Raw genomic sequence first — 22342 nt, forward strand, 5'->3', positions numbered from 1 at the left:
CCCCTTGATAGATGTAAATAACTTTGAATATATGAAGATTGGACTTGCTTCACCTGACAAGATTCGTTCTTGGTCATACGGTGAAGTTAAGAAACCAGAAACTATTAACTATCGTACGTTAAAGCCTGAAAAAGATGGCTTGTTCTGTGAGCGTATTTTCGGACCACAAAAGGACTGGGAATGTCATTGCGGAAAATACAAACGTGTACGTTATAAAGGTGTAGTTTGTGATCGATGTGGCGTTGAAGTAACGCGTGCAAAAGTACGTCGTGAACGCATGGGTCATATTGAATTAGCTGCTCCTGTATCTCATATTTGGTATTTCAAAGGTATCCCGAGCCGCATGGGACTTGTCTTAGACATGTCCCCTCGCGCGCTTGAAGAAGTAATTTATTTCGCTTCTTATGTTGTAACAGAAAGTGGAGATACACCACTTGATAAGAAGCAATTACTTTCTGAAAAAGAATACCGTGCATATCGTGATCGATATGGTAGCACATTCCAAGCTGCTATGGGTGCAGAAGCGATTAAAAAGCTACTACAAGACATCGATTTAGATAAAGAAGTAGACTTCTTAAAAGAAGAATTAAAAACAGCACAAGGACAACGCCGTACTCGTGCTATTAAACGTCTAGAAGTATTAGAAGCATTCCGTAACTCTGGAAATGAACCATCTTGGATGATCTTAGATGTGCTACCAGTAATCCCACCAGAACTACGCCCAATGGTACAGTTAGATGGTGGACGTTTTGCTACTTCTGACTTAAACGACTTATATCGTCGTGTAATTAACCGTAACAACCGTTTAAAACGTCTATTGGACCTAGGTGCTCCAAGCATCATCGTTCAAAACGAAAAACGTATGTTACAAGAAGCTGTAGACGCATTAATCGATAATGGTCGTCGTGGCCGTCCAGTTACTGGACCAGGTAACCGCCCATTAAAATCACTATCTCACATGCTTAAAGGTAAACAAGGACGTTTCCGTCAAAACTTATTAGGTAAACGTGTTGACTACTCTGGCCGTTCTGTAATCGTTGTAGGACCGAACTTAAAGATGTACCAGTGTGGATTACCGAAAGAAATGGCGCTTGAACTGTTCAAACCTTTCGTTATGAAAGAGTTAGTTGGAAAAGGGTTAGCACACAATATTAAGAGTGCGAAACGTAAAATTGAGCGTGTACACCCTGAAGTTTGGGACGTTTTAGAATCTGTGATTAAAGAGCATCCAGTACTTCTAAACCGTGCACCAACACTTCACCGTCTTGGTATCCAGGCGTTTGAACCTACATTAGTAGAAGGTCGCGCAATTCGTCTTCATCCACTTGTATGTACTGCATACAACGCGGACTTTGACGGTGACCAAATGGCGGTTCACGTTCCGTTATCATCAGAGGCACAAGCAGAAGCTCGTATTCTTATGTTAGCGGCACAAAACATCTTGAATCCAAAAGACGGAAAACCAGTTGTTACTCCATCTCAGGATATGGTATTAGGTAACTACTACTTAACACTTGAGCGTGAAGGCGCAATCGGTGAAGGTATGGTCTTCAAAGATGCAAACGAAGCAATACTTGCATACCAAAATGGATATGTACATCTGCACACACGTGTTGCAGTTGCTGCAAGTTCAGTAAATAACGTAACGTTTACTGAAGAGCAAAAGGGTAAGCTTCTATTAACAACAGTTGGTAAATTAATATTTAACGAAATCTTACCAGAGTCGTTCCCTTATATTAATGAACCGACAAACTCAAACCTTGAAAAAGAAACACCAGCGGAATATTTCGTTGAAAAAGGTGCGAACATTAAAGAAATTATTGCTAGTCGCGAAGAAGTGGCACCATTTAGCAAGAAGATCCTTGGTAACATCATTGCGGAAGTATTCAAACGTTTCCAAATTACGGAAACATCTCGCATGCTTGACCGTATGAAAAACTTAGGATTTAAGTACTCTACAAAAGCTGGTATTACAGTTGGGGTATCTGACATTCTTGTATTAGGTGAAAAAGATGAAATTCTCCATGAAGCACAGGCAAAAGTAGATAATGTAATTAAACAATTCCGTCGCGGTTTAATCACGGAAGAAGAACGTTACGATCGCGTTATCTCTATTTGGAGTAATGCAAAAGATGTTATCCAAGGAAAACTGATGAAATCCTTGAATAAACGCAACCCAATCTTCATGATGAGTGATTCCGGTGCCCGTGGTAACGCATCGAACTTTACTCAGCTTGCTGGTATGCGTGGTCTGATGGCCAATCCATCTGGTCGTATTATCGAACTTCCAATTAAATCAAGTTTCCGTGAAGGTTTAACAGTACTTGAGTACTTCATCTCTACGCATGGTGCGCGTAAAGGTCTTGCCGATACAGCACTTAAAACTGCCGATTCTGGTTACTTAACACGTCGTCTTGTAGACGTTGCACAAGATGTAATTGTCCGTGAAGATGATTGTGGAACAGATCGTGGTCTATTAATTGGTGCGATTAAAGAGGGTAATGAAGTAATTGAGTCACTATATGATCGTCTTGTTGGACGTTTTGCAAGAAAAACTGTAAAACATCCTGAAACAGGTGAAGTATTGGTTAGTGAAAACCAATTAATTACTGAAGATATCGCTCATATCGTTGAAAATTCGGGTGTTGAAACTGTAAACATTCGTTCAGCGTTCACGTGTAACACTCGCCATGGTGTATGTAAGAAGTGTTACGGTCGTAACTTAGCAACTGGTACAGACGTAGAAGTAGGAGAAGCGGTAGGTATTATCGCAGCTCAATCTATCGGTGAGCCAGGTACACAGTTAACGATGCGTACATTCCATACAGGTGGGGTTGCCGGAGATGATATCACTCAAGGTTTACCTCGTATCCAAGAGATCTTCGAAGCTCGTAATCCGAAAGGTCAGGCAGTTATCAGTGAAATCGACGGTGTTATCGCATCGATCAACGATGTTAAAGATCGCCAAGAAGTAGTTGTACAGGGTGAAGTTGAAGCTCGTACGTATGCTATTCCTTACGGTGCTCGTCTGAAAGTAACTCCAGGACAGCCAATTAGCCACGGTAAAGAGTTAACAGAAGGGTCTATTGATCCGAAAGAATTACTAAAAGTAACGGACATTACAGCAGTACAAGAATACTTATTACGTGAAGTTCAAAAAGTATACCGTATGCAAGGGGTAGAAATTGGTGACAAACACGTAGAAGTAATGGTACGCCAAATGCTACGTAAAGTTCGTGTAAGTGATGCAGGTGAAACAGATGTATTACCAGGAACATTACTAGATATCCATCAGTTTACTGATGCGAATGCGAAGGTGTTACTGAAAGGTAAACAACCAGCGACAGCTAGACCTGTTCTACTTGGTATTACAAAAGCTTCACTTGAAACAGATTCGTTCTTATCTGCAGCTTCGTTCCAAGAAACAACTCGTGTTCTAACGGATGCAGCAATTAAAGGTAAACGCGATGAGCTTCTAGGATTGAAAGAGAATGTTATTATCGGTAAGCTTGTTCCTGCTGGAACAGGTATGAATCGTTATCGTAAAGTGGATCTTGTAAAAACAACACAAGATAACATGAATGTAGAAAACGATGAAGTTTATGTGGAACAGTAAAATTTTCCGTCGTAAATTTTGTATAAAAACAGCTAATCCTAGTTGACATTATATGAGTCAAAATGTTACTATAATCAAGGTTGCTCCTGAACGATGCTTTGGAGGATATTTATATGTCTTATCAAAAAGTGTCAAATGCTGAAAATGTAGTCGTTGGTCATAAACGAACATTGGAAGCAATCAAAAATGGTATAGTTAAAGAAGTTGTTATTGCAGAAGATGCTGATGTGCGGTTAACCCATGTTATCATTCGCACTGCTTTGCAACATAACATACCCATAACAAAAGTTGAATCAGTTCGTAAGCTTGGAAAAGTTTCGGGGATTCAAGTGGGAGCTTCAGCAATAGGAATAATAAGTTAAAACTGTTTTTGTGAGGAGAGAGCATTTGCTCTTCCTTGCAAAAACTTTGTTTTCAACTAATAATGAACCACCTGGATATGTGGTCATACAAACATGCGAAGGGAGGATAATCAAATGCCTACTATTAACCAATTAGTGAGAAATGGTCGTACTGATAAAGTATGGAAATCTAAATCACCTGCGTTAAACAAAGGTTTTAACTCTTTAAAGAAAAAATCAACTGATATCTCTGCACCTCAAAAACGTGGTGTATGTACTCGTGTTGGTACAATGACTCCAAAGAAACCTAACTCAGCGTTACGTAAATACGCTCGTGTACGTTTAACAAACGGTATTGAAGTTACAGCTTACATCCCAGGTATCGGTCATAACTTACAAGAGCATAGCGTAGTATTAATTCGCGGTGGTCGAGTAAAGGATTTACCAGGGGTACGTTACCACATCGTTCGTGGAGCGCTTGATACAGCTGGTGTTGACAAACGTATGCAAGGACGTTCTAAATATGGTACTAAGCGACCAAAACCTGCTAAAAAATAATAAACTTATAATGAAAGGAGGAACTCAATATGCCTCGTAAAGGACCTGTTGCGAAACGTGACGTGTTACCAGATCCAATGTACAATTCTAAGCTAGTAACACGCCTTATCAACAAAATGATGGTTGACGGTAAAAAAGGTAAATCTCAAACAATTCTTTATAACGCTTTCGATATCGTTCGTGAACGTTCAGATAAAGAACCAATGGAAGTATTCGAGCAAGCTCTTAAGAACATCATGCCTGTTCTTGAAGTACGCGCTCGTCGTGTTGGTGGTGCTAACTACCAAGTTCCAGTTGAGGTTCGTCCAGAACGCCGTACAACTTTAGGTCTTCGCTGGTTAGTAAACTATGCTCGTCTTCGTGGTGAAAAAACTATGGAAGAGCGTCTAGCTTACGAAATCTTAGATGCAGCTAACAACGCTGGTGCATCTGTTAAGAAACGTGAAGACACTCATAAAATGGCAGAAGCTAACAAAGCATTTGCTCATTACCGTTGGTAGGATTCAACGTAAAATAAATGTAAGCATAAACCGCTTTATTTGTCGCTTATGGAAGTGTGGAGAGGGAGAATGCCTCTCCCTTTCGTTGGGCGCTCGTTTTACATAATGAGGGTACTGGACACTGGCATATGTAACAATATAAAGTGGCTTTTTTGCTACTTAAAATAAAAAATCCAATCCATATATGGAAGGAGCAAGACACCAAATGACAAGAGAGTTCTCTTTAGAAAACACTCGTAATATTGGTATCATGGCTCACATCGATGCTGGTAAAACAACAGCAACTGAGCGTATTCTGTATTACACAGGACGTATTCATAAAATCGGTGAAACTCATGAAGGTGCATCTCAGATGGACTGGATGGAGCAAGAGCAAGAGCGTGGTATCACAATTACTTCTGCTGCAACTACAGCTCAATGGAAAGGTCACCGTGTAAACATCATTGATACTCCAGGACACGTAGACTTCACAGTAGAAGTAGAACGTTCTTTACGCGTACTTGATGGTGCGGTAGCAGTACTTGATGCACAATCTGGTGTAGAACCACAAACAGAAACTGTTTGGCGTCAGGCTACTACTTACGGTGTACCTCGTATCGTATTCGTTAACAAAATGGATAAGATCGGTGCAGATTTCTTATACTCTGTAGGAACAATCCACGATCGTTTACAAGCAAACGCACATCCAATTCAGTTACCAATCGGTGCTGAAGATGAGTTCAATGGTATCATTGATCTTGTTGAAGAGTGTGCTTACATGTACGGTAACGATTTAGGAACAGACATCGAGCGTGTCGAAATTCCTGAAGAGCACAAAGAACTAGCTGAAGAATACCGTGGGAAGCTTATTGAAGCGGTAGCTGAGCTTGATGAAGAAATGATGATGAAGTACCTAGAAGGTGAAGAAATCACTGTAGAAGAGCTTAAAGCTGGTATCCGTAAGGCTACAACTTCTGTAGAATTCTTCCCAGTAATCTGTGGTTCTGCATTCAAAAACAAAGGTGTTCAAATCCTGTTAGACGCAGTTATCGACTACCTACCATCTCCATTAGATGTACCTGCTATTAAAGGTACTCTTCCGGATACAGATGAAGAAGTAGAACGTAAGTCTAGCGATGAAGAACCATTCGCAGCTTTAGCATTCAAAATCATGACTGACCCTTATGTTGGTAAGTTAACGTTCTTCCGTGTGTACTCTGGTGTGTTAAACTCTGGATCATACGTGAAAAACTCAACTAAAGGTAAGCGTGAGCGTGTAGGACGTATCCTACAAATGCACGCTAACAGCCGTGAAGAGATTTCAACAGTTTACGCTGGTGATATCGCTGCTGCTGTAGGTTTAAAAGATACTACTACTGGTGATACTCTTTGTGACGAGAAGAGCCTTGTTATCCTTGAGTCTATGGAATTCCCAGAGCCAGTTATCTCTGTAGCTATCGAACCAAAATCTAAAGCTGACCAAGATAAAATGGGTACAGCATTATCTAAGCTTTCTGAAGAAGATCCAACATTCCGTGCTCACACTGACCAAGAAACTGGCCAAACTATCATTGCTGGTATGGGTGAACTTCACCTTGATATCATCGTTGACCGTATGCGCCGTGAATTCAAAGTCGAAGCAAACGTTGGTGCTCCTCAGGTAGCATACCGTGAAACTTTCCGCGCTGCTGCGAAAGTTGAAGGTAAGTTTGCTCGTCAATCTGGTGGACGTGGACAATTCGGTCACGTTTGGATTGAGTTTGCACCTAACGAAGAAGGTAAAGGATTTGAATTCGAAAACAAAATCGTCGGCGGTGTAGTTCCACGTGAATACATCCCAGCTGTTGGAGCGGGTCTTGAAGACTCACTTAAAAATGGTGTACTAGCTGGTTACCCACTAGTTGACATTAAAGCAGCATTAGTTGACGGTTCTTACCATGATGTCGATTCATCTGAGATGGCGTTCAAAATCGCTGCATCTATGGCACTTAAAGCTGCGGTTTCTAAATGTAACCCAGTAATTCTTGAGCCAATGATGAAAGTTGAAGTTGTAATCCCTGAAGAATACATGGGAGACATCATGGGTGACGTAACATCTCGTCGTGGACGTGTAGAAGGTATGGAAGCTCGCGGTAACGCACAAGTTGTTCGCGCTATGGTTCCACTTTCTGAAATGTTCGGTTATGCGACAGCATTACGTTCTAACACTCAAGGACGCGGAACATTCTCAATGACATTTGATCATTATGAAGAAGTACCGAAGTCTGTTTCAGAAGAAATTATTAAAAAAAATAAAGGCGAATAATTGATTTTTATCAATTGTTCGAGTATAACTACTTATGTAAGCTTAGAAAGTGGGACGTAAGTTTCACTTTCTAGTCTAAATATAAAATAACCTATATAAACTAAGGAGGAATTTAGAATGGCTAAAGCTAAATTCGAACGTTCTAAACCCCATGTTAACATCGGTACAATCGGCCACGTTGACCATGGTAAAACTACATTAACTGCTGCGATCACTACAGTTCTTGCAAAAGCTGGTGGTGCTGAAGCACGCGGATACGATCAAATCGACGCTGCTCCAGAAGAAAGAGAGCGCGGAATCACAATCTCAACTGCACACGTTGAGTACGAAACTGAAACTCGTCACTATGCACACGTTGACTGCCCAGGTCACGCTGACTATGTTAAAAACATGATCACTGGTGCTGCTCAAATGGACGGCGGTATCTTAGTAGTATCTGCTGCTGATGGCCCAATGCCTCAAACACGTGAGCACATCCTTCTTTCTCGTCAAGTAGGTGTTCCTTACATCGTTGTATTCTTAAACAAATGCGACATGGTAGACGACGAAGAGTTATTAGAATTAGTAGAAATGGAAGTTCGTGACCTATTATCTGAATACGGATTCCCAGGCGACGACATTCCTGTAATCAAAGGTTCTGCTCTTAAAGCTCTTCAAGGAGAAGCTGATTGGGAAGCAAAAATCATTGAATTAATGACTGAAGTTGATGCTTACATCCCAACTCCAGAACGTGAAACTGACAAACCATTCTTAATGCCTATCGAGGATGTATTCTCTATCACAGGTCGTGGTACAGTTGCAACTGGTCGTGTAGAGCGCGGAATCGTTAAAGTTGGTGACGTAGTAGAAATCATCGGTCTTGCTGAAGAGAATGCTTCTACAACTGTAACTGGTGTAGAAATGTTCCGTAAACTTCTTGACCAAGCTCAAGCTGGAGACAACATCGGTGCTCTTCTTCGTGGGGTTGCTCGTGAAGACATCCAACGTGGACAAGTTCTTGCTAAAACTGGCTCTGTAAAAGCACACGCTAAATTCAAAGCTGAAGTTTTCGTATTATCTAAAGAAGAAGGTGGACGTCACACTCCATTCTTCGCTAACTACCGTCCTCAGTTCTACTTCCGTACAACTGACGTAACTGGTATCATCCAATTACCAGAAGGTACTGAAATGGTAATGCCTGGTGACAACATCGAAATGACTATCGAACTTATCGCTCCAATCGCTATCGAAGAGGGAACTAAATTCTCTATTCGTGAAGGTGGACGTACAGTAGGTTACGGTGTAGTTGCTACTATCGTTGAGTAATCTTAACTGATATAAAAACCCCCCAAGGGATTTCCCCTTGGGGGGTTTGTTTGTGTTTATATAATGAATAGGATGATATCTTTGTGTTTTGACGAGTTTCTTCTATAGTATATAAAAACATTAAAACGAAACCCAAAAACTGTAAAATGAATTCTAGTAGATGAAAACTTGAAATTCTTTAAAGTGCCATGTATAATAGCAAAAGTAGAGAAAAGCAGATGCAAACAAAAAGATGCTTGCATCTAGACGAATAACATTGTATAATAGACAATGTTGGTCTTTGACTGCGATGAAGTGGAAGGTTGCTGACACACCCGGCCGCTTTGCCATGGCATGGTGTGGGGAAATTTCCATGGAGAAGGTCTATTTTAGAAATAGGCGAACGAAGGAGGGAAAATAATGGCAAAAGAAAAAATTCGTATCCGTTTAAAAGCTTATGATCACCGTATTCTTGATCAATCAGCTGAGAAAATTGTAGAAACAGCTAAGCGTTCTGGGGCAACAGTTTCTGGTCCGATCCCATTACCAACTGAGAAGACTATTTACACAATTCTTCGTGCTGTTCATAAGTACAAAGATTCTCGTGAGCAATTCGAAATGCGCACACACAAGCGTTTAATCGATATCGTGAGTCCTACTCCACAAACAGTAGATTCATTAATGCGTTTAGACTTACCGTCTGGTGTAGATATCGAAATTAAACTATAAATTATATAACTTAAAAATGTAGGAGGTGTAACTCATGACCAAAGGAATCTTAGGAAGAAAGATCGGTATGACTCAAGTATTTGCTGAGAACGGTGAGTTAATCCCAGTAACAGTTATCGCTGCTAATCCAAACGTTGTTCTTCAAAAGAAAACAACTGAAACTGATGGCTACAATGCAATCCAGTTAGGATTTGAAGATAAACGTGAAAAGTTAACTAACAAACCTGAACAAGGCCACACTGCTAAAGCATCTACAACTCCTAAGCGCTTCATTCGCGAAATCCGCGATGCAGACGTGGACGGATTAGAGGTTGGTCAAGAGGTAAAAGTTGAAGTTTTCGCTGCAGGTGAAATCGTTGACGTAACAGGAATTTCTAAAGGTAAAGGTTTCCAAGGTGTTATCAAACGCCACGGACAATCTCGCGGACCTATGTCTCATGGTTCTCGCTATCACCGTCGTCCAGGTTCAATGGGCCCAGTTGCTCCGAACCGTGTATTCAAAGGCAAAAAACTTGCTGGACGTATGGGTGGAGACCAAGTTACTATCCAAAACTTAGAAATCGTTCAAGTTGACACTGAGCGCAACTTATTACTAGTAAAAGGTAACGTTCCAGGTGCTAAGAAATCTCTTGTAGTTGTTCAAGGCGCTGTGAAGGTTAGCAAATAATTCACAATAGGAAGGAGGAATTCCAATGCCAAAAGTTACTGTATATAACCAAACTGGTTCACAGGTTGGTGAAATCGAATTAGCTGAAGCTATTTTCGGTATCGAACCAAATGAAGCTGTACTTTTCGAAGCTGTAATGATGCAACGTGCATCTTTACGTCAAGGTACACACAAAGTAAAAACTCGTTCTGAAGTTCGCGGTGGTGGTCGTAAACCATGGCGTCAAAAAGGAACTGGACGTGCTCGTCAAGGGTCTATCCGTTCTCCTCAATGGCGTGGTGGTGGTACGGTATTCGGACCTACACCAAGAAGCTATGCGTACAAACTTCCTAAGAAGGTTCGTCGTTTAGCAATTAAATCTGCATTAGCTACTAAAGTAGTTGAGAACAACATTGTAGTTCTTGAAGACCTAGTATTAAATGCACCAAAAACAAAAGACATGCTAGCAGTACTTAAAGGATTAACTGTTGAGAAGAAAGCTCTTATCGTAACTGCTGATGCAAACGAATCTGTAGAGTTATCTGCTCGCAATATCCCTGGAGTAACAGTAATCACTGCTGATGGCGTAAACGTTTTAGACGTGCTTCATCATGATAAGCTAATCATGACAAAAGCGGCAGTGGAAAAAGTAGAGGAGGTGCTTGCATAATGAGAGATCCTCGTGATATCATTAAGCGCCCAGTTATCACTGAACGTTCTATGGAAATGATGGCTGAAAAAAAATACACGTTCGATGTGGACGTTAAATCTAATAAAACAGAAGTTAAAGATGCTCTTGAAGCGATCTTTGGTGTTAAAGTAGAAAAAGTGAACATCATGAACTACAAGCCGAAAGCAAAACGCGTTGGTCGTCACGCTGGTTTTACTAGCCGTCGTCGTAAAGCAATCGTTAAGCTAACTGCTGACAGCAAAGAAATCGAAATCTTCCAAGGCGTTTAATTCTTACTAAAGAAGGAGGGAAATTGAGATGGGAATTAAAAAGTATAATCCAACTACTAACGGTCGTCGTAATATGACTACGAATGATTTCGCTGAAATCACGACTGACAGACCCGAAAAGTCTTTACTTGCTCCTTTAAGCAAGAAGGCTGGTCGTAATAACCAAGGTAAAATTACTGTACGTCATCAAGGTGGCGGACATAAGCGTCAATACCGTATCATCGACTTTAAGCGTAACAAAGATGGAATTCCAGGACGCGTTGCTACGATCGAATACGATCCAAACCGCTCTGCGAATATCGCATTAATTAACTACGTTGACGGTGAAAAACGTTACATTCTTGCTCCTAAATCTTTAGAAGTAGGTATGGAAGTTATGTCTGGCCCAGAAGCTGACATCAAAATCGGTAACGCATTACCATTAATCAACATTCCAGTAGGTACTGTTGTTCATAACATCGAGCTTAAGCCTGGTCGTGGCGGACAATTAGTTCGTTCTGCTGGTACATCTGCTCAAGTACTTGGTAAAGAAGGTAAATACGTACTTGTACGTTTAACTTCTGGTGAAGTACGTCTTGTATTATCTGCTTGTCGCGCTTCAATCGGTCAAGTAGGTAACGAACAACATGAACTTATCAAAATCGGTAAAGCAGGTCGCTCTCGCTGGTTAGGTAAACGCCCAACAGTTCGTGGTTCTGTAATGAACCCGGTTGATCACCCACACGGTGGTGGTGAAGGTCGTTCTCCAATCGGACGTAAGTCTCCAATGTCTCCATGGGGTAAACCAACTCTTGGATTCAAGACTCGTAAGAAAAACAAAGCGTCTGACAAATTTATCGTTCGTCGTCGTAAAAAATAATGGGATTGTAGTACGGTTCATTTCTAGAACCGTACGCCAATCACGAAGGGAGGCACCAAAATGGCTCGTAGCTTAAAAAAAGGACCATTTGTCGATGATCACTTAATGAGCAAAATGGAAAAATTAGTTGCATCTGAGCAAAAACAAGTTGTTAAAACTTGGTCTCGCCGTTCAACAATCTTCCCTCAGTTCATCGGACACACAATCGCTGTATATGATGGTCGTAAACACGTACCTGTGTACATCACTGAGGATATGGTTGGCCATAAGTTAGGTGAATTCGCACCAACTCGTACGTATAAAGGTCACCTTGCTGACGATAAGAAAACTAGAAGATAATGAGAGGAGGCACTTCAATGCAAGCTAAAGCAGTAGCGAGAACAGTTCGTATTGCTCCTCGTAAAGTTCGTTTAGTAGTAGACTTAATCCGAGGTAAGCAAGTGGGTGAAGCGATTGCTATCCTTAACCACACACCAAAAACTGCTTCTCCAGTTGTAGAAAAAGTTTTAAAATCTGCAATCGCAAATGCAGAGCACAATTATGAGATGGACATTAACAACCTAGTTGTTGAAAAAGTCTTCGTTGACGAAGGTCCAACGTTGAAACGTTTCCGTCCACGTGCAATGGGTCGTGCAAGCCAAATTAACAAACGCACAAGCCACATCACAGTTGTGGTATCAGAAAAGAAGGAGGGATAATCGATGGGTCAAAAGGTTAATCCAATTGGTCTTCGTGTCGGTGTTATCCGTGACTGGGAATCTCGTTGGTTCGCTGAGAAAGATTACGCTACATTATTACATGAAGACATCAAAATCCGTGAGTACATTAATGTACGCTTAAAAGATTCTGCTGTTGCTAAAGTAGAAATCGAACGTGCAGCAAATCGTGTAAATGTTACAATTCACACTGCAAAACCTGGTATGGTAATTGGTAAAGGTGGTACTGAAGTTGAAGCACTTCGTAAAGCTCTTAACCAATTAACAGGCAAGCGTGTACACATCAACATTTTAGAAGTTAAGAGAGCTGATCTTAACGCTAAATTAGTAGGCGAAAACATCGCTCGTCAATTAGAAAACCGTGTATCATTCCGTCGTGCACAAAAGCAAGTTATTCAACGTGCTATGCGTGCAGGTGCTAAAGGTATTAAAACACAGGTTTCTGGTCGTCTTGGCGGAGCTGATATCGCTCGTGCAGAATCTTACAGTGAAGGAACTGTTCCACTTCATACACTTCGCGCTGATATTGACTATGCAGCAGTTGAAGCTGATACAACATACGGTAAATTAGGCGTAAAAGTATGGATCTACCGTGGAGAAGTCCTTCCTACAAAAAAGAAAGCTTCTGAGGAAGGAGGAAAATAATATGTTAATGCCAAAACGCGTAAAATATCGTAGAGAGCATCGTGGTAAAATGCGTGGTCGTGCTAAAGGTGGAACTGAAATTGCTTTCGGTGAATTCGGTTTACAAGCACAAGCTGCTTCATGGATTACAAACCGTCAAATCGAAGCTGCTCGTCGTGCAATGACTCGTTACATGAAACGTGGCGGTAAAGTATGGATTAAAATTTTCCCTTCTAAACCTTACACTGCAAAACCTCTAGAAGTACGTATGGGTTCCGGTAAAGGGGCACCAGAAGGCTGGGTAGCAGTAGTAAAACCTGGGAAAATTATGTTCGAAATCGCGGGTGTATCTGAAGAGGTAGCACGCGAAGCATTACGTCTTGCAGCTCACAAGTTACCTGTGAAATGTAAATTCGTAAAACGTGAAGAAAATGGTGGTGAATCTAATGAAAACTAATGATATTCGTGAATTAACCACTGCCGAAATCGAAACAAAAGTTAAAGCTTTAAAGGAAGAGTTGTTTAATCTTCGCTTCCAACTTGCTACAGGACAATTAGAGAATCCAACTCGCATTCGTGAAGTGCGTAAAGCAATTGCTCGTATGAAAACTGTAGTTCGTGAAAGAGAGATCGGAATTAATCGATAAATTGAGGGGAGGTTTGCATAGTGAGCGAACGTAACCAACGCAAAGTTTATACTGGTCGTGTAGTGTCTGACAAAATGGACAAAACGATTACAGTTTTAGTTGAAACTTACAAAACTCATTCCTTGTACGGAAAACGTGTTAAGTATTCTAAGAAGTACAAAGCCCATGATGAGCAAAACCAAGCGAAACTTGGCGATATCGTTAAAATCATGGAAACTCGCCCGCTTTCTGCTACTAAGCGTTTCCGTTTAGTTGAAATCGTTGAAGAAGCGGTTATTATCTAAATAGACGAATCGGAATTTTTAGTCCGAAGGGAGGTTTCATAACATGATCCAACAAGAATCTCGTTTGAAAGTTGCTGACAACTCTGGTGCACGTGAACTTTTAACAATTAAAGTATTAGGCGGCTCTGGTCGTAAATATGCTAACATTGGTGACATTATCGTTGCTACGGTAAAACAAGCAACACCAGGTGGCGTTGTTAAAAAAGGTGACGTTGTTAAAGCAGTAGTAGTACGTACGAAGAGCGGAGCTCGTCGTCCGGACGGTTCTTACATCAAATTTGATGAAAACGCAGCGGTTATCATTAAAGACGATAAGAGCCCACGTGGTACTCGTATCTTCGGACCAGTAGCTCGTGAATTACGTGATAGCAACTTCATGAAGATCGTTTCTTTAGCTCCAGAAGTTCTATAATTTAAGGTATTGCCTTGCTAAGGAGGTGCAGAATTAAGATGCATGTAAAAAAAGGTGATAAAGTACAGGTAATCACTGGTAAAGACAAAGGAAAACAAGGCGTTATCCTTGTGGCTTTCCCAAAGCAAAACCGTGTTATCGTTGAGGGTGTTAACATCGTTAAAAAACACTCTAAGCCATCTCAATTAAATCCACAAGGTGGAATTATTACTAAAGAAGCACCTATTCACGTTTCTAACGTTATGATTTTAGATCCGAAAACAGGTGAACCTACTCGCGTAGGCTTCAAAGTAGAAGATGGTAAAAAAGTTCGTATTGCAAAAAAATCTGGTGAATTATTAGATAAATAATTTTCTTAAGAAAGGAGGTCACTTCATTGAATCGCCTTAAAGAGAAGTTCCAAAAGGAAATTACTCCTGCTCTAGTGAGCAAGTTTAACTATAAATCTGTGATGGAAGTACCGAAAATCGAAAAGATCGTAATCAACACTGGTGTTGGTGACGCGGTATCTAACTCAAAAGCTTTAGACAATGCAGTAGAAGAATTAACACAAATCGCAGGTCAAAAACCTGTTGTAACTCGTGCTAAAAAATCAATCGCTGGTTTCCGTCTTCGTGAAGGTATGCCAATCGGTGCGAAAGTAACTTTACGCGGCGAGCAAATGTATGAGTTCTTCGACAAATTAGTATCGGTTTCTTTACCACGTGTACGTGATTTCCGTGGTGTTTCTAAGAAATCATTCGATGGTCGTGGGAACTACACATTAGGTGTTAAAGAGCAACTTATCTTCCCTGAGATTGATTATGATAAAGTAAGCAAAGTACGCGGTATGGACATCGTAATCGTTACTACAGCGAAAACTGATGAAGAAGCTCGTGAACTTTTAACACAATTCGGTATGCCATTCCAAAAATAATGGAAGCCAACGCTAAGTAGAGGAGGCGAAAACGTGGCTAAAAAATCTATGATAGCGAAACAAAAGCGTACTCCTAAGTTTAAAGTACAAGAGTATACACGTTGCGAACGCTGCGGTCGTCCGCATTCTGTATACCGCAAATTTAAACTTTGCCGTATTTGTTTCCGTGAACTTGCATATAAAGGTCAAATTCCTGGTGTTAAAAAAGCTAGTTGGTAAAACCCACAAATGGGAAGGAGGTAAAACACATGGTGATGACAGATCCAATTGCAGACATGCTTACTCGCATCCGTAATGCGAACATGGTACGTCATGAGAAATTAGAGGTTCCTGCTTCTAAAATCAAAAAAGAGATCGCTGAACTTTTAAAACGTGAAGGTTTCATTCGTGATGTAGAATACATCGAGGATAACAAACAAGGTATCCTTCGTATTTTCCTGAAATATGGTGCAAACAATGAACGTGTAATCACTGGATTAAAACGTATCAGTAAACCTGGCTTACGCGTTTACGCTAAAGCTGACGAAGTACCACGTGTACTTAACGGATTAGGTATCGCTCTTGTTTCTACATCTAAGGGAGTAATGACAGACAAAGACGCTCGTCAATTACAAACTGGTGGAGAAGTAGTAGCATACGTTTGGTAATATATATTTAAAACGAACGGAGGTGTGACCACATGTCTCGTATTGGTAAAAAGATTCTTGAAATCCCTGCAGGTGTTACTATTACAATTGCAGAAGACAATACTGTAACAGTAAAAGGCCCTAAAGGTGAATTAACTCGTAAATTCAATGCTGATATGTCTATCAAAATTGAAGAAAATACACTAACAGTTGAGCGTCCATCTGAACAGAAGGAACACCGTGCATTACACGGTACAACTCGTGCTTTAATCGGAAACATGGTTGAAGGTGTAACTGCAGGTTTCGCACGCGGACTTGAATTAGTCGGTGTTGGTTACCGTGCTCAAAAACAAGGAGATAAACTTGTTTTAAGCGTAGGTTATTCTCATCCAGTAGAAATGACTCCGGAAGCAGGTCTTGAAGTTGAAGTACCTGCACCAACTAAAATCGTAATTAAAGGTATCGACAAGCAACGTGTTGGCGAATTTGCTGCTAACATCCGTGCTGTACGTGCTCCTGAGCCTTACAAAGGTAAAGGTATTCGTTACGAAGGCGAAGTTGTTCGTCGTAAAGAAGGTAAAACTGCTAAGTAAACCCGTTAGGTGAGAGAAAGGAGTGACAAGAAAATGATCACTAAAGCTGATAAAAATGCGACTCGTAAGAAAAGACATGCACGTGTACGTGCTAAACTTACTGGTACTGCAGAGCGTCCACGTTTAAACGTGTTCCGTTCTAACCAACATATTTACGCTCAAGTTATTGATGATGTGAATGGTGTAACGTTAGTAAGTGCATCTACTCTTGATAAAGACCTTGCTCTTAACGGTACTAGCAATACTGAAGCTGCTACGAAAGTTGGAGAATCAGTTGCTAAGCGTGCTGTAGAGAAAGGCGTTAAAGAAGTAGTATTTGATCGCGGTGGTTACTTATACCATGGCCGTGTTAAAGCTCTAGCTGAAGCTGCTCGTGAGGCTGGATTACAATTTTAATGGTCAAAGGAGGGAAAATTGATGCATCGCATTGACCCAAGTAAATTAGAACTTGAAGAACGTGTAGTTACGATAAATCGTGTCGCGAAAGTTGTTAAGGGTGGTCGTCGTTTCCGCTTTGCTGCACTAGTTGTAGTTGGCGATAAAAACGGTCATGTTGGATTCGGTACTGGTAAAGCACAAGAGGTACCAGACGCAATTCGCAAAGCTATCGAAGACGCTAAGAAAAATTTAATCGCTGTACCATTAGTTGGTACAACAATTCCACACACAATCAACGGTCACTTTGGAGCTGGTGAAGTATTCTTAAAACCTGCTGCTGAGGGTACTGGTGTTATTGCTGGTGGACCTGTTCGTGCGGTTCTTGAATTAGCTGGTGTACAAGACATTCTTTCGAAATCTCTTGGTTCTAACACACCAATCAACATGATTCGCGCTACTGTGAACGGATTAAGCGAACTTAAGCGCGCTGAAGATGTTGCAAAATTACGCGGTAAATCTGTAGAAGAGCTACTAGGTTAAGGAGGGAAAACAAATGGCGAAAAAGTTAGAAATTACCCTCACTCGTAGTGTAATTGGTCGTCCACAAGATCAACGTGCGACGGTAGAAGCTTTAGGTCTTAAAAAGTTGAATTCAACTGTAGTTAAGGAAGAAACTCCTGCTATTCTTGGTATGATCAACAAAGTTTCTCACCTTTTAACTGTAAAAGAAGCTTAAGGATAACTCATTAATATAAGGAGGTGCCTGGGAATGAAACTTCATGAATTAAAACCTGCAGAAGGTTCTCGTAAAGTACGTAACCGTGTCGGTCGTGGTATCGGTTCTGGTAACGGTAAAACTGCTGGTAAAGGTCATAAAGGACAAAACGCACGTTCTGGTGGCGGTGTTCGTCTTGGCTTCGAAGGTGGTCAAACTCCATTATTCCGTCGTTTACCAAAACGCGGCTTCACAAACATTAACCGTAAAGAGTTTACTATTGTAAACTTATCAACGTTAAATCGTTTTGAAGATGGTACAGAAGTAACACCTGAATTATTGCTGGAAACTGGCGTTATCAGCAAGTTAAACGACGGTGTTAAAATTCTTGCAAGCGGAGCAGTAGAGAAAAAACTAACTGTTAAAGCGCACAAGTTCTCTTCAAGTGCTAAAGAAGCAATTGAAGCAGCTGGCGGATCAGTTGAGGTGATCTAATGTTTCGTACAATCTCCAACTTTATGCGCGTTGCTGAGATAAGACGTAAAATATTATTCACTTTAGCGATGTTAATCGTATTCAGGATTGGCACGTTTATCCCAGTGCCATTTACAAATGGAGACGTACTGAAAGCACAAGACCAATTAAATGCTTTAGGTATTCTAAATACATTTGGCGGTGGCGCCTTGAAAAACTTCTCCATCTTTGCGATGGGAATCATGCCGTATATTACAGCATCCATCATCGTGCAATTATTGCAGATGGATGTTGTTCCTAAATTTTCGGAATGGTCGAAGCAAGGTGAAATGGGCCGTCGTAAACTAACGCAATTCACGCGTTACTTTACAATTGTTCTTGCGTTTATTCAGGGGTTTGGTATGTCAATCGGTTTTAACGGTATGGTAGGTGGGCAATTAATTTTGAATCCTGGTTGGAGCACTTATTTATACATTGCTACGGTACTGACTGCTGGTACTGCATTTTTAATGTGGTTAGGCGAACAGATTACAGCTAAAGGTGTAGGTAATGGTATTTCCATCCTTATCTTTGGCGGTATTGCTGCAGCGATCCCAAGTGTTATATCTCAAGTGTATCAACAACAGTTTCAAAATATCGGAGATCAATTGTTCATGAGTATCGTTAAAGTTGCATTGATTTTACTAGCTGTGCTAGCAGTTATTGTTGGTGTTATTTTCATTCAACAAGCTGTTAGAAAGATCCCAATTCAATATGCGAAGCGTGTAACAGGAGGGAATGGGAATCATGCTGGAGCACAAAACACACATTTACCGCTTAAGGTAAATAGTGCGGGTGTTATTCCAGTCATTTTTGCTGTTTCATTCTTAATTACGCCTCCAACTATTGCACAGTTCTTCCCGAAACATGATGTATCGCAGTGGATTATTGCAAACTTTAACTATTCTCACCCAGTGGGAATGATCATATATGTTGCGCTCATTGTAGCCTTCACATATTTCTATGCATTTGTTCAGGTTAATCCAGAGCAAATGTCAGAGAATCTAAACAAGCAAGGTGGATATGTTCCAGGTATTCGTCCGGGTAAGAATACAGAACAATATCTAACAAAAATCTTGTATCGTTTGACCTTTGTAGGATCAATTTTCCTAGCAGCGATTGCAATCTTACCAGTTATCTTTACGAAATTGGGAAATCTTCCTCCATCTGCACAGATTGGTGGAACGAGTATGTTAATCGTTGTCGGCGTTGCTTTAGAAACAATGAAGCAGCTAGAAAGCCAACTGGTAAAACGCCATTACAAAGGGTTTATCAAGCAGTGAGTAAGTGGGAAGAACTATCTTCCCTACATGCTCATGTACTGAGGGGGAACAAGGATGAACTTAATTTTAATGGGGCTTCCTGGTGCTGGTAAAGGTACACAAGCCGAACAGATTGTAGCCAAGTATAACATCCCTCACATTTCAACAGGAGATATGTTCCGTGCAGCTATGAAGGCTGAAACTGAAATGGGTCTACAAGCAAAATCTTTTATTGATAAAGGTGCACTTGTTCCAGATGAAGTTACAATCGGAATTGTTCGTGAACGTTTAAGTCAAGAAGACTGCGTAAGAGGTTTCTTACTAGACGGTTTCCCACGAACTGTTGCACAAGCATCAGCTCTTGAAGAGATTATGAAAGATCTTGGCAAAAAAATCGACTATGTTTTAAACATTAATGTGGATTCAGGATTGTTATTAAAACGCCTTACAGGCCGTCGCATTTGTAAAGAGTGCGGTGCGACTTACCACTTAGAATTCAATCCACCAGCAAAAGCTGATGTGTGCGATAAATGTGGTGGCGAATTATACCAACGCTCTGATGACAATGAAGAAACTGTAGCAAATCGTTTAGATGTAAATATTAAGCAAACAAAACCTTTGCTTGATTTCTACGACGAGCTTGGTTACTTAAAAAGCATTAATGGTGAGCAAGATATCAATAAAGTATTTGCTGATATCGATGTTCTCATCGGAGGCTTAGCGTAATGATCATCTGCAAAACTCCTCGCGAGATAGAAATCATGCGAGAAGCTGGCAGAATCGTTGCTTTAACTCATCAAGAGTTGAAACAGCACATTACTCCAGGAATTACAACGAAAGAGCTCGATCAAATAGCGGAAAAGACGATTCAAAAATATGGTGCTACGCCATCTTTTAAAGGATACAACGGATTTCCGGGGAGCATATGTGCTTCTGTAAATGAAGAGCTTGTACACGGAATTCCAGGAAAGCGCAAGCTCAAAGAGGGCGATATCATCAGTATCGATATTGGTGCGAAATACAATGGGTACCATGGAGATTCTGCATGGACGTATCCAGTTGGAAACATTTCTGAATCTGTTCAAAAGCTACTTGATGTCACAGAAAAATCGTTGTATCTTGGTCTAGAACAAGTAAAACCAGGCGAGAGATTATCAAATATCTCACATGCGGTTCAAACCCATGCTGAAGAGAATGGATTCTCGATCGTTAGGGAGTATGTTGGTCACGGAATCGGGCAAGACTTACATGAGGACCCTCAAATCCCGCACTATGGTCCACCAAATAGAGGCCCTAGATTAAAGCCGGGAATGGTCATCTGTGTTGAGCCGATGGTGAATCAAGGAAGACGATATGTAAAAACACTATCTGATGACTGGACAGTGGTAACGGTAGATGGTAAATGGTGTGCCCATTTTGAGCACACGATTGCTCTTACAGAAGCAGGATACGAAATCCTTACCACTTTATAAGTAGCTGGCTCTCCGGGATTTCAGAGCAGTGTAAAATGTTACTGATTTGAAGAAGGGAGAACTATTGAATGGCTAAAGATGATGTAATTGAAGTCGAAGGTACCGTTCTTGAAACGTTGCCAAATGCTATGTTCAAAGTAGAATTAGAGAATGGGCATGTCGTATTGGCTCACGTTTCTGGTAAAATCCGTATGAACTTCATTCGTATTTTACCAGGAGACAAAGTTACGGTAGAATTATCTCCGTACGATTTAAATCGTGGTCGTATTACGTACCGTTTTAAATAATATAGCACTCCGTAATCTTTAAGGAGGTTCGAGACATGAAAGTAAGACCGTCAGTTAAACCAATCTGCGAAAAATGTAAAGTTATTCGTAGACGTGGAAAAGTAATGGTTATTTGTGAAAACCCTAAACATAAACAAAAACAAGGTTAATCAGAAGGAGGTGCATTCAGAATGGCACGTATCGCAGGTGTAGATATTCCTCGAGACAAACGCGTTGTTATTTCTTTAACTTACGTATTCGGCATTGGTCGCACAACTGCTGAAAAAATTCTTACTGAAGCTGGTATTTCTTCAGAAACACGAGTTCGTGATTTAACGGAAGACGAATTAGGACGTATCCGTGATGTTATCGATCGTATTAAAGTTGAGGGAGACCTTCGTCGTGAAGTATCTCTTAACATTAAACGTCTAATGGAGATCGGTTCTTACCGTGGTCTTCGTCACCGTCGTGGTTTACCAGTTCGTGGTCAAAATTCTAAAAACAATGCTCGTACACGTAAAGGTCCACGTCGTACAGTAGCAAATAAAAAGAAATAATAAGTAAAGGAGGTTGAACTAACAATGGCACGTAAAACAAACACTCGTAAAAAACGTGTGAAAAAGAATATCGAAGCTGGTATAGCTCATATTCGTTCTACTTTCAACAACACAATCGTAACACTTACAGATACTCACGGTAACGCACTTTCTTGGTCTAGTGCTGGTGCACTTGGTTTCCGTGGATCTCGTAAATCTACTCCATTCGCTGCGCAAATGGCTGCTGAAGCTGCTGCTAAAGTTGCAATGGAGCACGGTTTAAAAACTTTAGAGGTTACTGTTAAAGGTCCTGGTGCTGGTCGTGAAGCTGCAATTCGTGCTCTTCAAGCTGCAGGTCTAGAAGTAACAGCAATTAGAGATGTTACTCCAGTTCCTCATAATGGATGTCGTCCGCCAAAACGTCGTCGTGTGTAATTTTTCTGTATAGAATTTTCCCTTTTGTCTATAATGGATATGATGCATTATCGAGAAATTTCGTACAGAAACATCGCTTGTTGTGCACAATCGGGAACTGCCTAAGGGGGACTTTCGGTTAGACAGGGGTTATACCTTTGTTTAACCGGGGTTTCGACGTTTTGAAGGAG

Annotated in this window: 34 protein-coding genes; all 34 read left to right on the forward strand. The window is 40.8% G+C overall.

The window, feature by feature from the left end; all coding sequences use genetic code 11:
* The first annotated feature begins 4 nt into the window (after positions 1 to 4).
* The 34 genes from rpoC (at position 5) to rpsK (ending at position 22172) form a co-directional block, all read left to right on the forward strand.
* Positions 5 to 3616: a DNA-directed RNA polymerase subunit beta' gene (gene rpoC, locus C4S65_RS29790; protein WP_103945740.1), complete on the forward strand. Its 3612-nt coding sequence runs from the start codon at positions 5 to 7 to the stop codon at positions 3614 to 3616.
* 113 nt (positions 3617 to 3729) lie between these two features.
* Positions 3730 to 3978 carry a 50S ribosomal protein L7ae-like protein gene (locus C4S65_RS29795; RefSeq protein WP_000121833.1) on the forward strand — a complete coding sequence of 83 codons (249 nt, stop codon included), beginning with the start codon at positions 3730 to 3732 and terminating at the stop codon, positions 3976 to 3978.
* A gap of 114 nt (positions 3979 to 4092) precedes the next feature.
* Positions 4093 to 4515: a 30S ribosomal protein S12 gene (gene rpsL / locus C4S65_RS29800; RefSeq protein ID WP_001142341.1), complete on the forward strand. Its 423-nt coding sequence runs from the start codon at positions 4093 to 4095 to the stop codon at positions 4513 to 4515.
* A gap of 29 nt (positions 4516 to 4544) precedes the next feature.
* On the forward strand, positions 4545 to 5015 hold the full coding sequence (gene rpsG / locus C4S65_RS29805) for a 30S ribosomal protein S7 (RefSeq protein WP_001137492.1): 471 nt from the start codon (positions 4545 to 4547) through the stop codon (positions 5013 to 5015).
* A gap of 205 nt (positions 5016 to 5220) precedes the next feature.
* Positions 5221 to 7299 (forward strand): elongation factor G, encoded by a 2079-nt coding sequence (gene fusA, locus C4S65_RS29810; RefSeq protein WP_000196384.1) that lies wholly within the window; start codon positions 5221 to 5223, stop codon positions 7297 to 7299.
* A 117-nt stretch (positions 7300 to 7416) separates the two neighbouring features.
* A complete protein-coding gene (gene tuf / locus C4S65_RS29815; RefSeq protein ID WP_001029617.1) occupies positions 7417 to 8604 on the forward strand; it encodes an elongation factor Tu in 1188 nt (395 codons plus the stop codon).
* Positions 8605 to 9003: 399 nt separating this feature from the next.
* Positions 9004 to 9312, forward strand: coding sequence for a 30S ribosomal protein S10 (rpsJ, locus tag C4S65_RS29825; RefSeq protein ID WP_001040595.1), 309 nt, complete (start codon positions 9004 to 9006; stop codon positions 9310 to 9312).
* A 34-nt stretch (positions 9313 to 9346) separates the two neighbouring features.
* The gene (rplC, locus tag C4S65_RS29830; protein WP_000160209.1) at positions 9347 to 9979 is read left to right on the forward strand and encodes a 50S ribosomal protein L3; all 633 of its coding nucleotides are present in this window, start codon (positions 9347 to 9349) and stop codon (positions 9977 to 9979) included.
* A 25-nt stretch (positions 9980 to 10004) separates the two neighbouring features.
* Positions 10005 to 10628, forward strand: coding sequence for a 50S ribosomal protein L4 (gene rplD / locus C4S65_RS29835; protein ID WP_001127258.1), 624 nt, complete (start codon positions 10005 to 10007; stop codon positions 10626 to 10628).
* On the forward strand, positions 10628 to 10918 hold the full coding sequence (gene rplW, locus C4S65_RS29840) for a 50S ribosomal protein L23 (protein ID WP_001205558.1): 291 nt from the start codon (positions 10628 to 10630) through the stop codon (positions 10916 to 10918). Before rplD ends, rplW begins: the two co-directional genes overlap by 1 nt.
* Positions 10919 to 10946: 28 nt before the next feature.
* The gene (gene rplB / locus C4S65_RS29845) at positions 10947 to 11777 is read left to right on the forward strand and encodes a 50S ribosomal protein L2 (protein ID WP_000511583.1); all 831 of its coding nucleotides are present in this window, start codon (positions 10947 to 10949) and stop codon (positions 11775 to 11777) included.
* 60 nt (positions 11778 to 11837) lie between these two features.
* Positions 11838 to 12116, forward strand: a complete 279-nt coding sequence (rpsS, locus tag C4S65_RS29850; RefSeq protein ID WP_000124454.1) for a 30S ribosomal protein S19 — start codon at positions 11838 to 11840, stop codon at positions 12114 to 12116.
* 17 nt (positions 12117 to 12133) lie between these two features.
* Positions 12134 to 12475 carry a 50S ribosomal protein L22 gene (rplV, locus tag C4S65_RS29855; protein WP_001148024.1) on the forward strand — a complete coding sequence of 114 codons (342 nt, stop codon included), beginning with the start codon at positions 12134 to 12136 and terminating at the stop codon, positions 12473 to 12475.
* Positions 12476 to 12478: 3 nt separating this feature from the next.
* The gene (gene rpsC, locus C4S65_RS29860) at positions 12479 to 13138 is read left to right on the forward strand and encodes a 30S ribosomal protein S3 (RefSeq protein WP_000529956.1); all 660 of its coding nucleotides are present in this window, start codon (positions 12479 to 12481) and stop codon (positions 13136 to 13138) included.
* A gap of 1 nt (position 13139) precedes the next feature.
* Positions 13140 to 13574 carry a 50S ribosomal protein L16 gene (gene rplP / locus C4S65_RS29865; RefSeq protein ID WP_000928969.1) on the forward strand — a complete coding sequence of 145 codons (435 nt, stop codon included), beginning with the start codon at positions 13140 to 13142 and terminating at the stop codon, positions 13572 to 13574.
* Positions 13564 to 13764 carry a 50S ribosomal protein L29 gene (rpmC, locus tag C4S65_RS29870; RefSeq protein ID WP_000855718.1) on the forward strand — a complete coding sequence of 67 codons (201 nt, stop codon included), beginning with the start codon at positions 13564 to 13566 and terminating at the stop codon, positions 13762 to 13764. The genes rplP and rpmC overlap by 11 nt, the downstream gene beginning before the upstream one ends.
* Positions 13765 to 13784: 20 nt before the next feature.
* A complete protein-coding gene (gene rpsQ / locus C4S65_RS29875) occupies positions 13785 to 14048 on the forward strand; it encodes a 30S ribosomal protein S17 (RefSeq protein ID WP_000004106.1) in 264 nt (87 codons plus the stop codon).
* Positions 14049 to 14091: 43 nt separating this feature from the next.
* The gene (rplN, locus tag C4S65_RS29880; protein ID WP_000615912.1) at positions 14092 to 14460 is read left to right on the forward strand and encodes a 50S ribosomal protein L14; all 369 of its coding nucleotides are present in this window, start codon (positions 14092 to 14094) and stop codon (positions 14458 to 14460) included.
* A gap of 38 nt (positions 14461 to 14498) precedes the next feature.
* The gene (gene rplX, locus C4S65_RS29885) at positions 14499 to 14810 is read left to right on the forward strand and encodes a 50S ribosomal protein L24 (RefSeq protein ID WP_000558200.1); all 312 of its coding nucleotides are present in this window, start codon (positions 14499 to 14501) and stop codon (positions 14808 to 14810) included.
* Positions 14811 to 14836: 26 nt separating this feature from the next.
* Positions 14837 to 15376 carry a 50S ribosomal protein L5 gene (rplE, locus tag C4S65_RS29890; RefSeq protein ID WP_001080829.1) on the forward strand — a complete coding sequence of 180 codons (540 nt, stop codon included), beginning with the start codon at positions 14837 to 14839 and terminating at the stop codon, positions 15374 to 15376.
* A 33-nt stretch (positions 15377 to 15409) separates the two neighbouring features.
* A complete protein-coding gene (gene rpsN / locus C4S65_RS29895; RefSeq protein WP_001085700.1) occupies positions 15410 to 15595 on the forward strand; it encodes a 30S ribosomal protein S14 in 186 nt (61 codons plus the stop codon).
* A 29-nt stretch (positions 15596 to 15624) separates the two neighbouring features.
* A complete protein-coding gene (rpsH, locus tag C4S65_RS29900; protein ID WP_000245511.1) occupies positions 15625 to 16023 on the forward strand; it encodes a 30S ribosomal protein S8 in 399 nt (132 codons plus the stop codon).
* Positions 16024 to 16055: 32 nt separating this feature from the next.
* Complete coding sequence (rplF, locus tag C4S65_RS29905) at positions 16056 to 16595, forward strand: 50S ribosomal protein L6 (RefSeq protein ID WP_000086551.1); 540 nt, start codon at positions 16056 to 16058, stop codon at positions 16593 to 16595.
* A gap of 33 nt (positions 16596 to 16628) precedes the next feature.
* Positions 16629 to 16991: a 50S ribosomal protein L18 gene (gene rplR, locus C4S65_RS29910; RefSeq protein ID WP_000628818.1), complete on the forward strand. Its 363-nt coding sequence runs from the start codon at positions 16629 to 16631 to the stop codon at positions 16989 to 16991.
* Positions 16992 to 17012: 21 nt separating this feature from the next.
* On the forward strand, positions 17013 to 17513 hold the full coding sequence (gene rpsE / locus C4S65_RS29915; RefSeq protein WP_000554646.1) for a 30S ribosomal protein S5: 501 nt from the start codon (positions 17013 to 17015) through the stop codon (positions 17511 to 17513).
* Between the two features lie 13 nt (positions 17514 to 17526).
* Complete coding sequence (rpmD, locus tag C4S65_RS29920; RefSeq protein ID WP_001085233.1) at positions 17527 to 17709, forward strand: 50S ribosomal protein L30; 183 nt, start codon at positions 17527 to 17529, stop codon at positions 17707 to 17709.
* 33 nt (positions 17710 to 17742) lie between these two features.
* Entirely contained in the window at positions 17743 to 18183 is a 441-nt protein-coding gene (gene rplO, locus C4S65_RS29925) for a 50S ribosomal protein L15 (RefSeq protein WP_000766083.1), read from the forward strand.
* Positions 18183 to 19484 (forward strand): preprotein translocase subunit SecY, encoded by a 1302-nt coding sequence (gene secY / locus C4S65_RS29930; RefSeq protein ID WP_000490118.1) that lies wholly within the window; start codon positions 18183 to 18185, stop codon positions 19482 to 19484. Before rplO ends, secY begins: the two co-directional genes overlap by 1 nt.
* A 54-nt stretch (positions 19485 to 19538) precedes the next feature.
* Positions 19539 to 20189, forward strand: coding sequence for an adenylate kinase (locus tag C4S65_RS29935; protein ID WP_001048995.1), 651 nt, complete (start codon positions 19539 to 19541; stop codon positions 20187 to 20189).
* A complete protein-coding gene (map, locus tag C4S65_RS29940; protein WP_000582539.1) occupies positions 20189 to 20935 on the forward strand; it encodes a type I methionyl aminopeptidase in 747 nt (248 codons plus the stop codon). Before C4S65_RS29935 ends, map begins: the two co-directional genes overlap by 1 nt.
* Positions 20936 to 21003: 68 nt before the next feature.
* Complete coding sequence (infA, locus tag C4S65_RS29945) at positions 21004 to 21222, forward strand: translation initiation factor IF-1 (protein WP_001029884.1); 219 nt, start codon at positions 21004 to 21006, stop codon at positions 21220 to 21222.
* 35 nt (positions 21223 to 21257) lie between these two features.
* Complete coding sequence (gene rpmJ, locus C4S65_RS29950; protein ID WP_000868344.1) at positions 21258 to 21371, forward strand: 50S ribosomal protein L36; 114 nt, start codon at positions 21258 to 21260, stop codon at positions 21369 to 21371.
* A gap of 21 nt (positions 21372 to 21392) precedes the next feature.
* Entirely contained in the window at positions 21393 to 21758 is a 366-nt protein-coding gene (rpsM, locus tag C4S65_RS29955) for a 30S ribosomal protein S13 (protein ID WP_000090792.1), read from the forward strand.
* Positions 21759 to 21782: 24 nt separating this feature from the next.
* Positions 21783 to 22172 carry a 30S ribosomal protein S11 gene (gene rpsK / locus C4S65_RS29960; protein ID WP_000101797.1) on the forward strand — a complete coding sequence of 130 codons (390 nt, stop codon included), beginning with the start codon at positions 21783 to 21785 and terminating at the stop codon, positions 22170 to 22172.
* Positions 22173 to 22342: the final 170 nt, after the last annotated feature.

The sequence above is a fragment of the Bacillus sp. ok061 genome, from assembly GCF_900108285.1.
Classification (GTDB): Bacteria; Bacillota; Bacilli; order Bacillales; family Bacillaceae_G; genus Bacillus_A; species Bacillus_A thuringiensis_S.

Coding starts and splice junctions, on each gene's coding strand:
- C4S65_RS29795 (WP_000121833.1), top strand. CDS start 3,730: ATGTCTTATCAAAAAGTGTCAAATGCTGAAAATGTAGTCGTTGGTCAT.
- rpsJ (WP_001040595.1), top strand. CDS start 9,004: ATGGCAAAAGAAAAAATTCGTATCCGTTTAAAAGCTTATGATCACCGT.
- fusA (WP_000196384.1), top strand. CDS start 5,221: ATGACAAGAGAGTTCTCTTTAGAAAACACTCGTAATATTGGTATCATG.
- rpsG (WP_001137492.1), top strand. CDS start 4,545: ATGCCTCGTAAAGGACCTGTTGCGAAACGTGACGTGTTACCAGATCCA.
- rpsS (WP_000124454.1), top strand. CDS start 11,838: ATGGCTCGTAGCTTAAAAAAAGGACCATTTGTCGATGATCACTTAATG.
- rpsM (WP_000090792.1), top strand. CDS start 21,393: ATGGCACGTATCGCAGGTGTAGATATTCCTCGAGACAAACGCGTTGTT.
- rplV (WP_001148024.1), top strand. CDS start 12,134: ATGCAAGCTAAAGCAGTAGCGAGAACAGTTCGTATTGCTCCTCGTAAA.
- rpsE (WP_000554646.1), top strand. CDS start 17,013: ATGCATCGCATTGACCCAAGTAAATTAGAACTTGAAGAACGTGTAGTT.
- rplR (WP_000628818.1), top strand. CDS start 16,629: ATGATCACTAAAGCTGATAAAAATGCGACTCGTAAGAAAAGACATGCA.
- rplN (WP_000615912.1), top strand. CDS start 14,092: ATGATCCAACAAGAATCTCGTTTGAAAGTTGCTGACAACTCTGGTGCA.
- rpmJ (WP_000868344.1), top strand. CDS start 21,258: ATGAAAGTAAGACCGTCAGTTAAACCAATCTGCGAAAAATGTAAAGTT.
- rplF (WP_000086551.1), top strand. CDS start 16,056: ATGTCTCGTATTGGTAAAAAGATTCTTGAAATCCCTGCAGGTGTTACT.
- rpmD (WP_001085233.1), top strand. CDS start 17,527: ATGGCGAAAAAGTTAGAAATTACCCTCACTCGTAGTGTAATTGGTCGT.
- rplP (WP_000928969.1), top strand. CDS start 13,140: ATGTTAATGCCAAAACGCGTAAAATATCGTAGAGAGCATCGTGGTAAA.
- rplD (WP_001127258.1), top strand. CDS start 10,005: ATGCCAAAAGTTACTGTATATAACCAAACTGGTTCACAGGTTGGTGAA.
- rplO (WP_000766083.1), top strand. CDS start 17,743: ATGAAACTTCATGAATTAAAACCTGCAGAAGGTTCTCGTAAAGTACGT.
- rpsL (WP_001142341.1), top strand. CDS start 4,093: ATGCCTACTATTAACCAATTAGTGAGAAATGGTCGTACTGATAAAGTA.
- C4S65_RS29935 (WP_001048995.1), top strand. CDS start 19,539: ATGAACTTAATTTTAATGGGGCTTCCTGGTGCTGGTAAAGGTACACAA.
- rplW (WP_001205558.1), top strand. CDS start 10,628: ATGAGAGATCCTCGTGATATCATTAAGCGCCCAGTTATCACTGAACGT.
- rplB (WP_000511583.1), top strand. CDS start 10,947: ATGGGAATTAAAAAGTATAATCCAACTACTAACGGTCGTCGTAATATG.
- rplX (WP_000558200.1), top strand. CDS start 14,499: ATGCATGTAAAAAAAGGTGATAAAGTACAGGTAATCACTGGTAAAGAC.
- secY (WP_000490118.1), top strand. CDS start 18,183: ATGTTTCGTACAATCTCCAACTTTATGCGCGTTGCTGAGATAAGACGT.
- rpsH (WP_000245511.1), top strand. CDS start 15,625: ATGGTGATGACAGATCCAATTGCAGACATGCTTACTCGCATCCGTAAT.
- rpsC (WP_000529956.1), top strand. CDS start 12,479: ATGGGTCAAAAGGTTAATCCAATTGGTCTTCGTGTCGGTGTTATCCGT.
- map (WP_000582539.1), top strand. CDS start 20,189: ATGATCATCTGCAAAACTCCTCGCGAGATAGAAATCATGCGAGAAGCT.
- rplC (WP_000160209.1), top strand. CDS start 9,347: ATGACCAAAGGAATCTTAGGAAGAAAGATCGGTATGACTCAAGTATTT.
- tuf (WP_001029617.1), top strand. CDS start 7,417: ATGGCTAAAGCTAAATTCGAACGTTCTAAACCCCATGTTAACATCGGT.
- rpmC (WP_000855718.1), top strand. CDS start 13,564: ATGAAAACTAATGATATTCGTGAATTAACCACTGCCGAAATCGAAACA.
- rpsK (WP_000101797.1), top strand. CDS start 21,783: ATGGCACGTAAAACAAACACTCGTAAAAAACGTGTGAAAAAGAATATC.
- infA (WP_001029884.1), top strand. CDS start 21,004: ATGGCTAAAGATGATGTAATTGAAGTCGAAGGTACCGTTCTTGAAACG.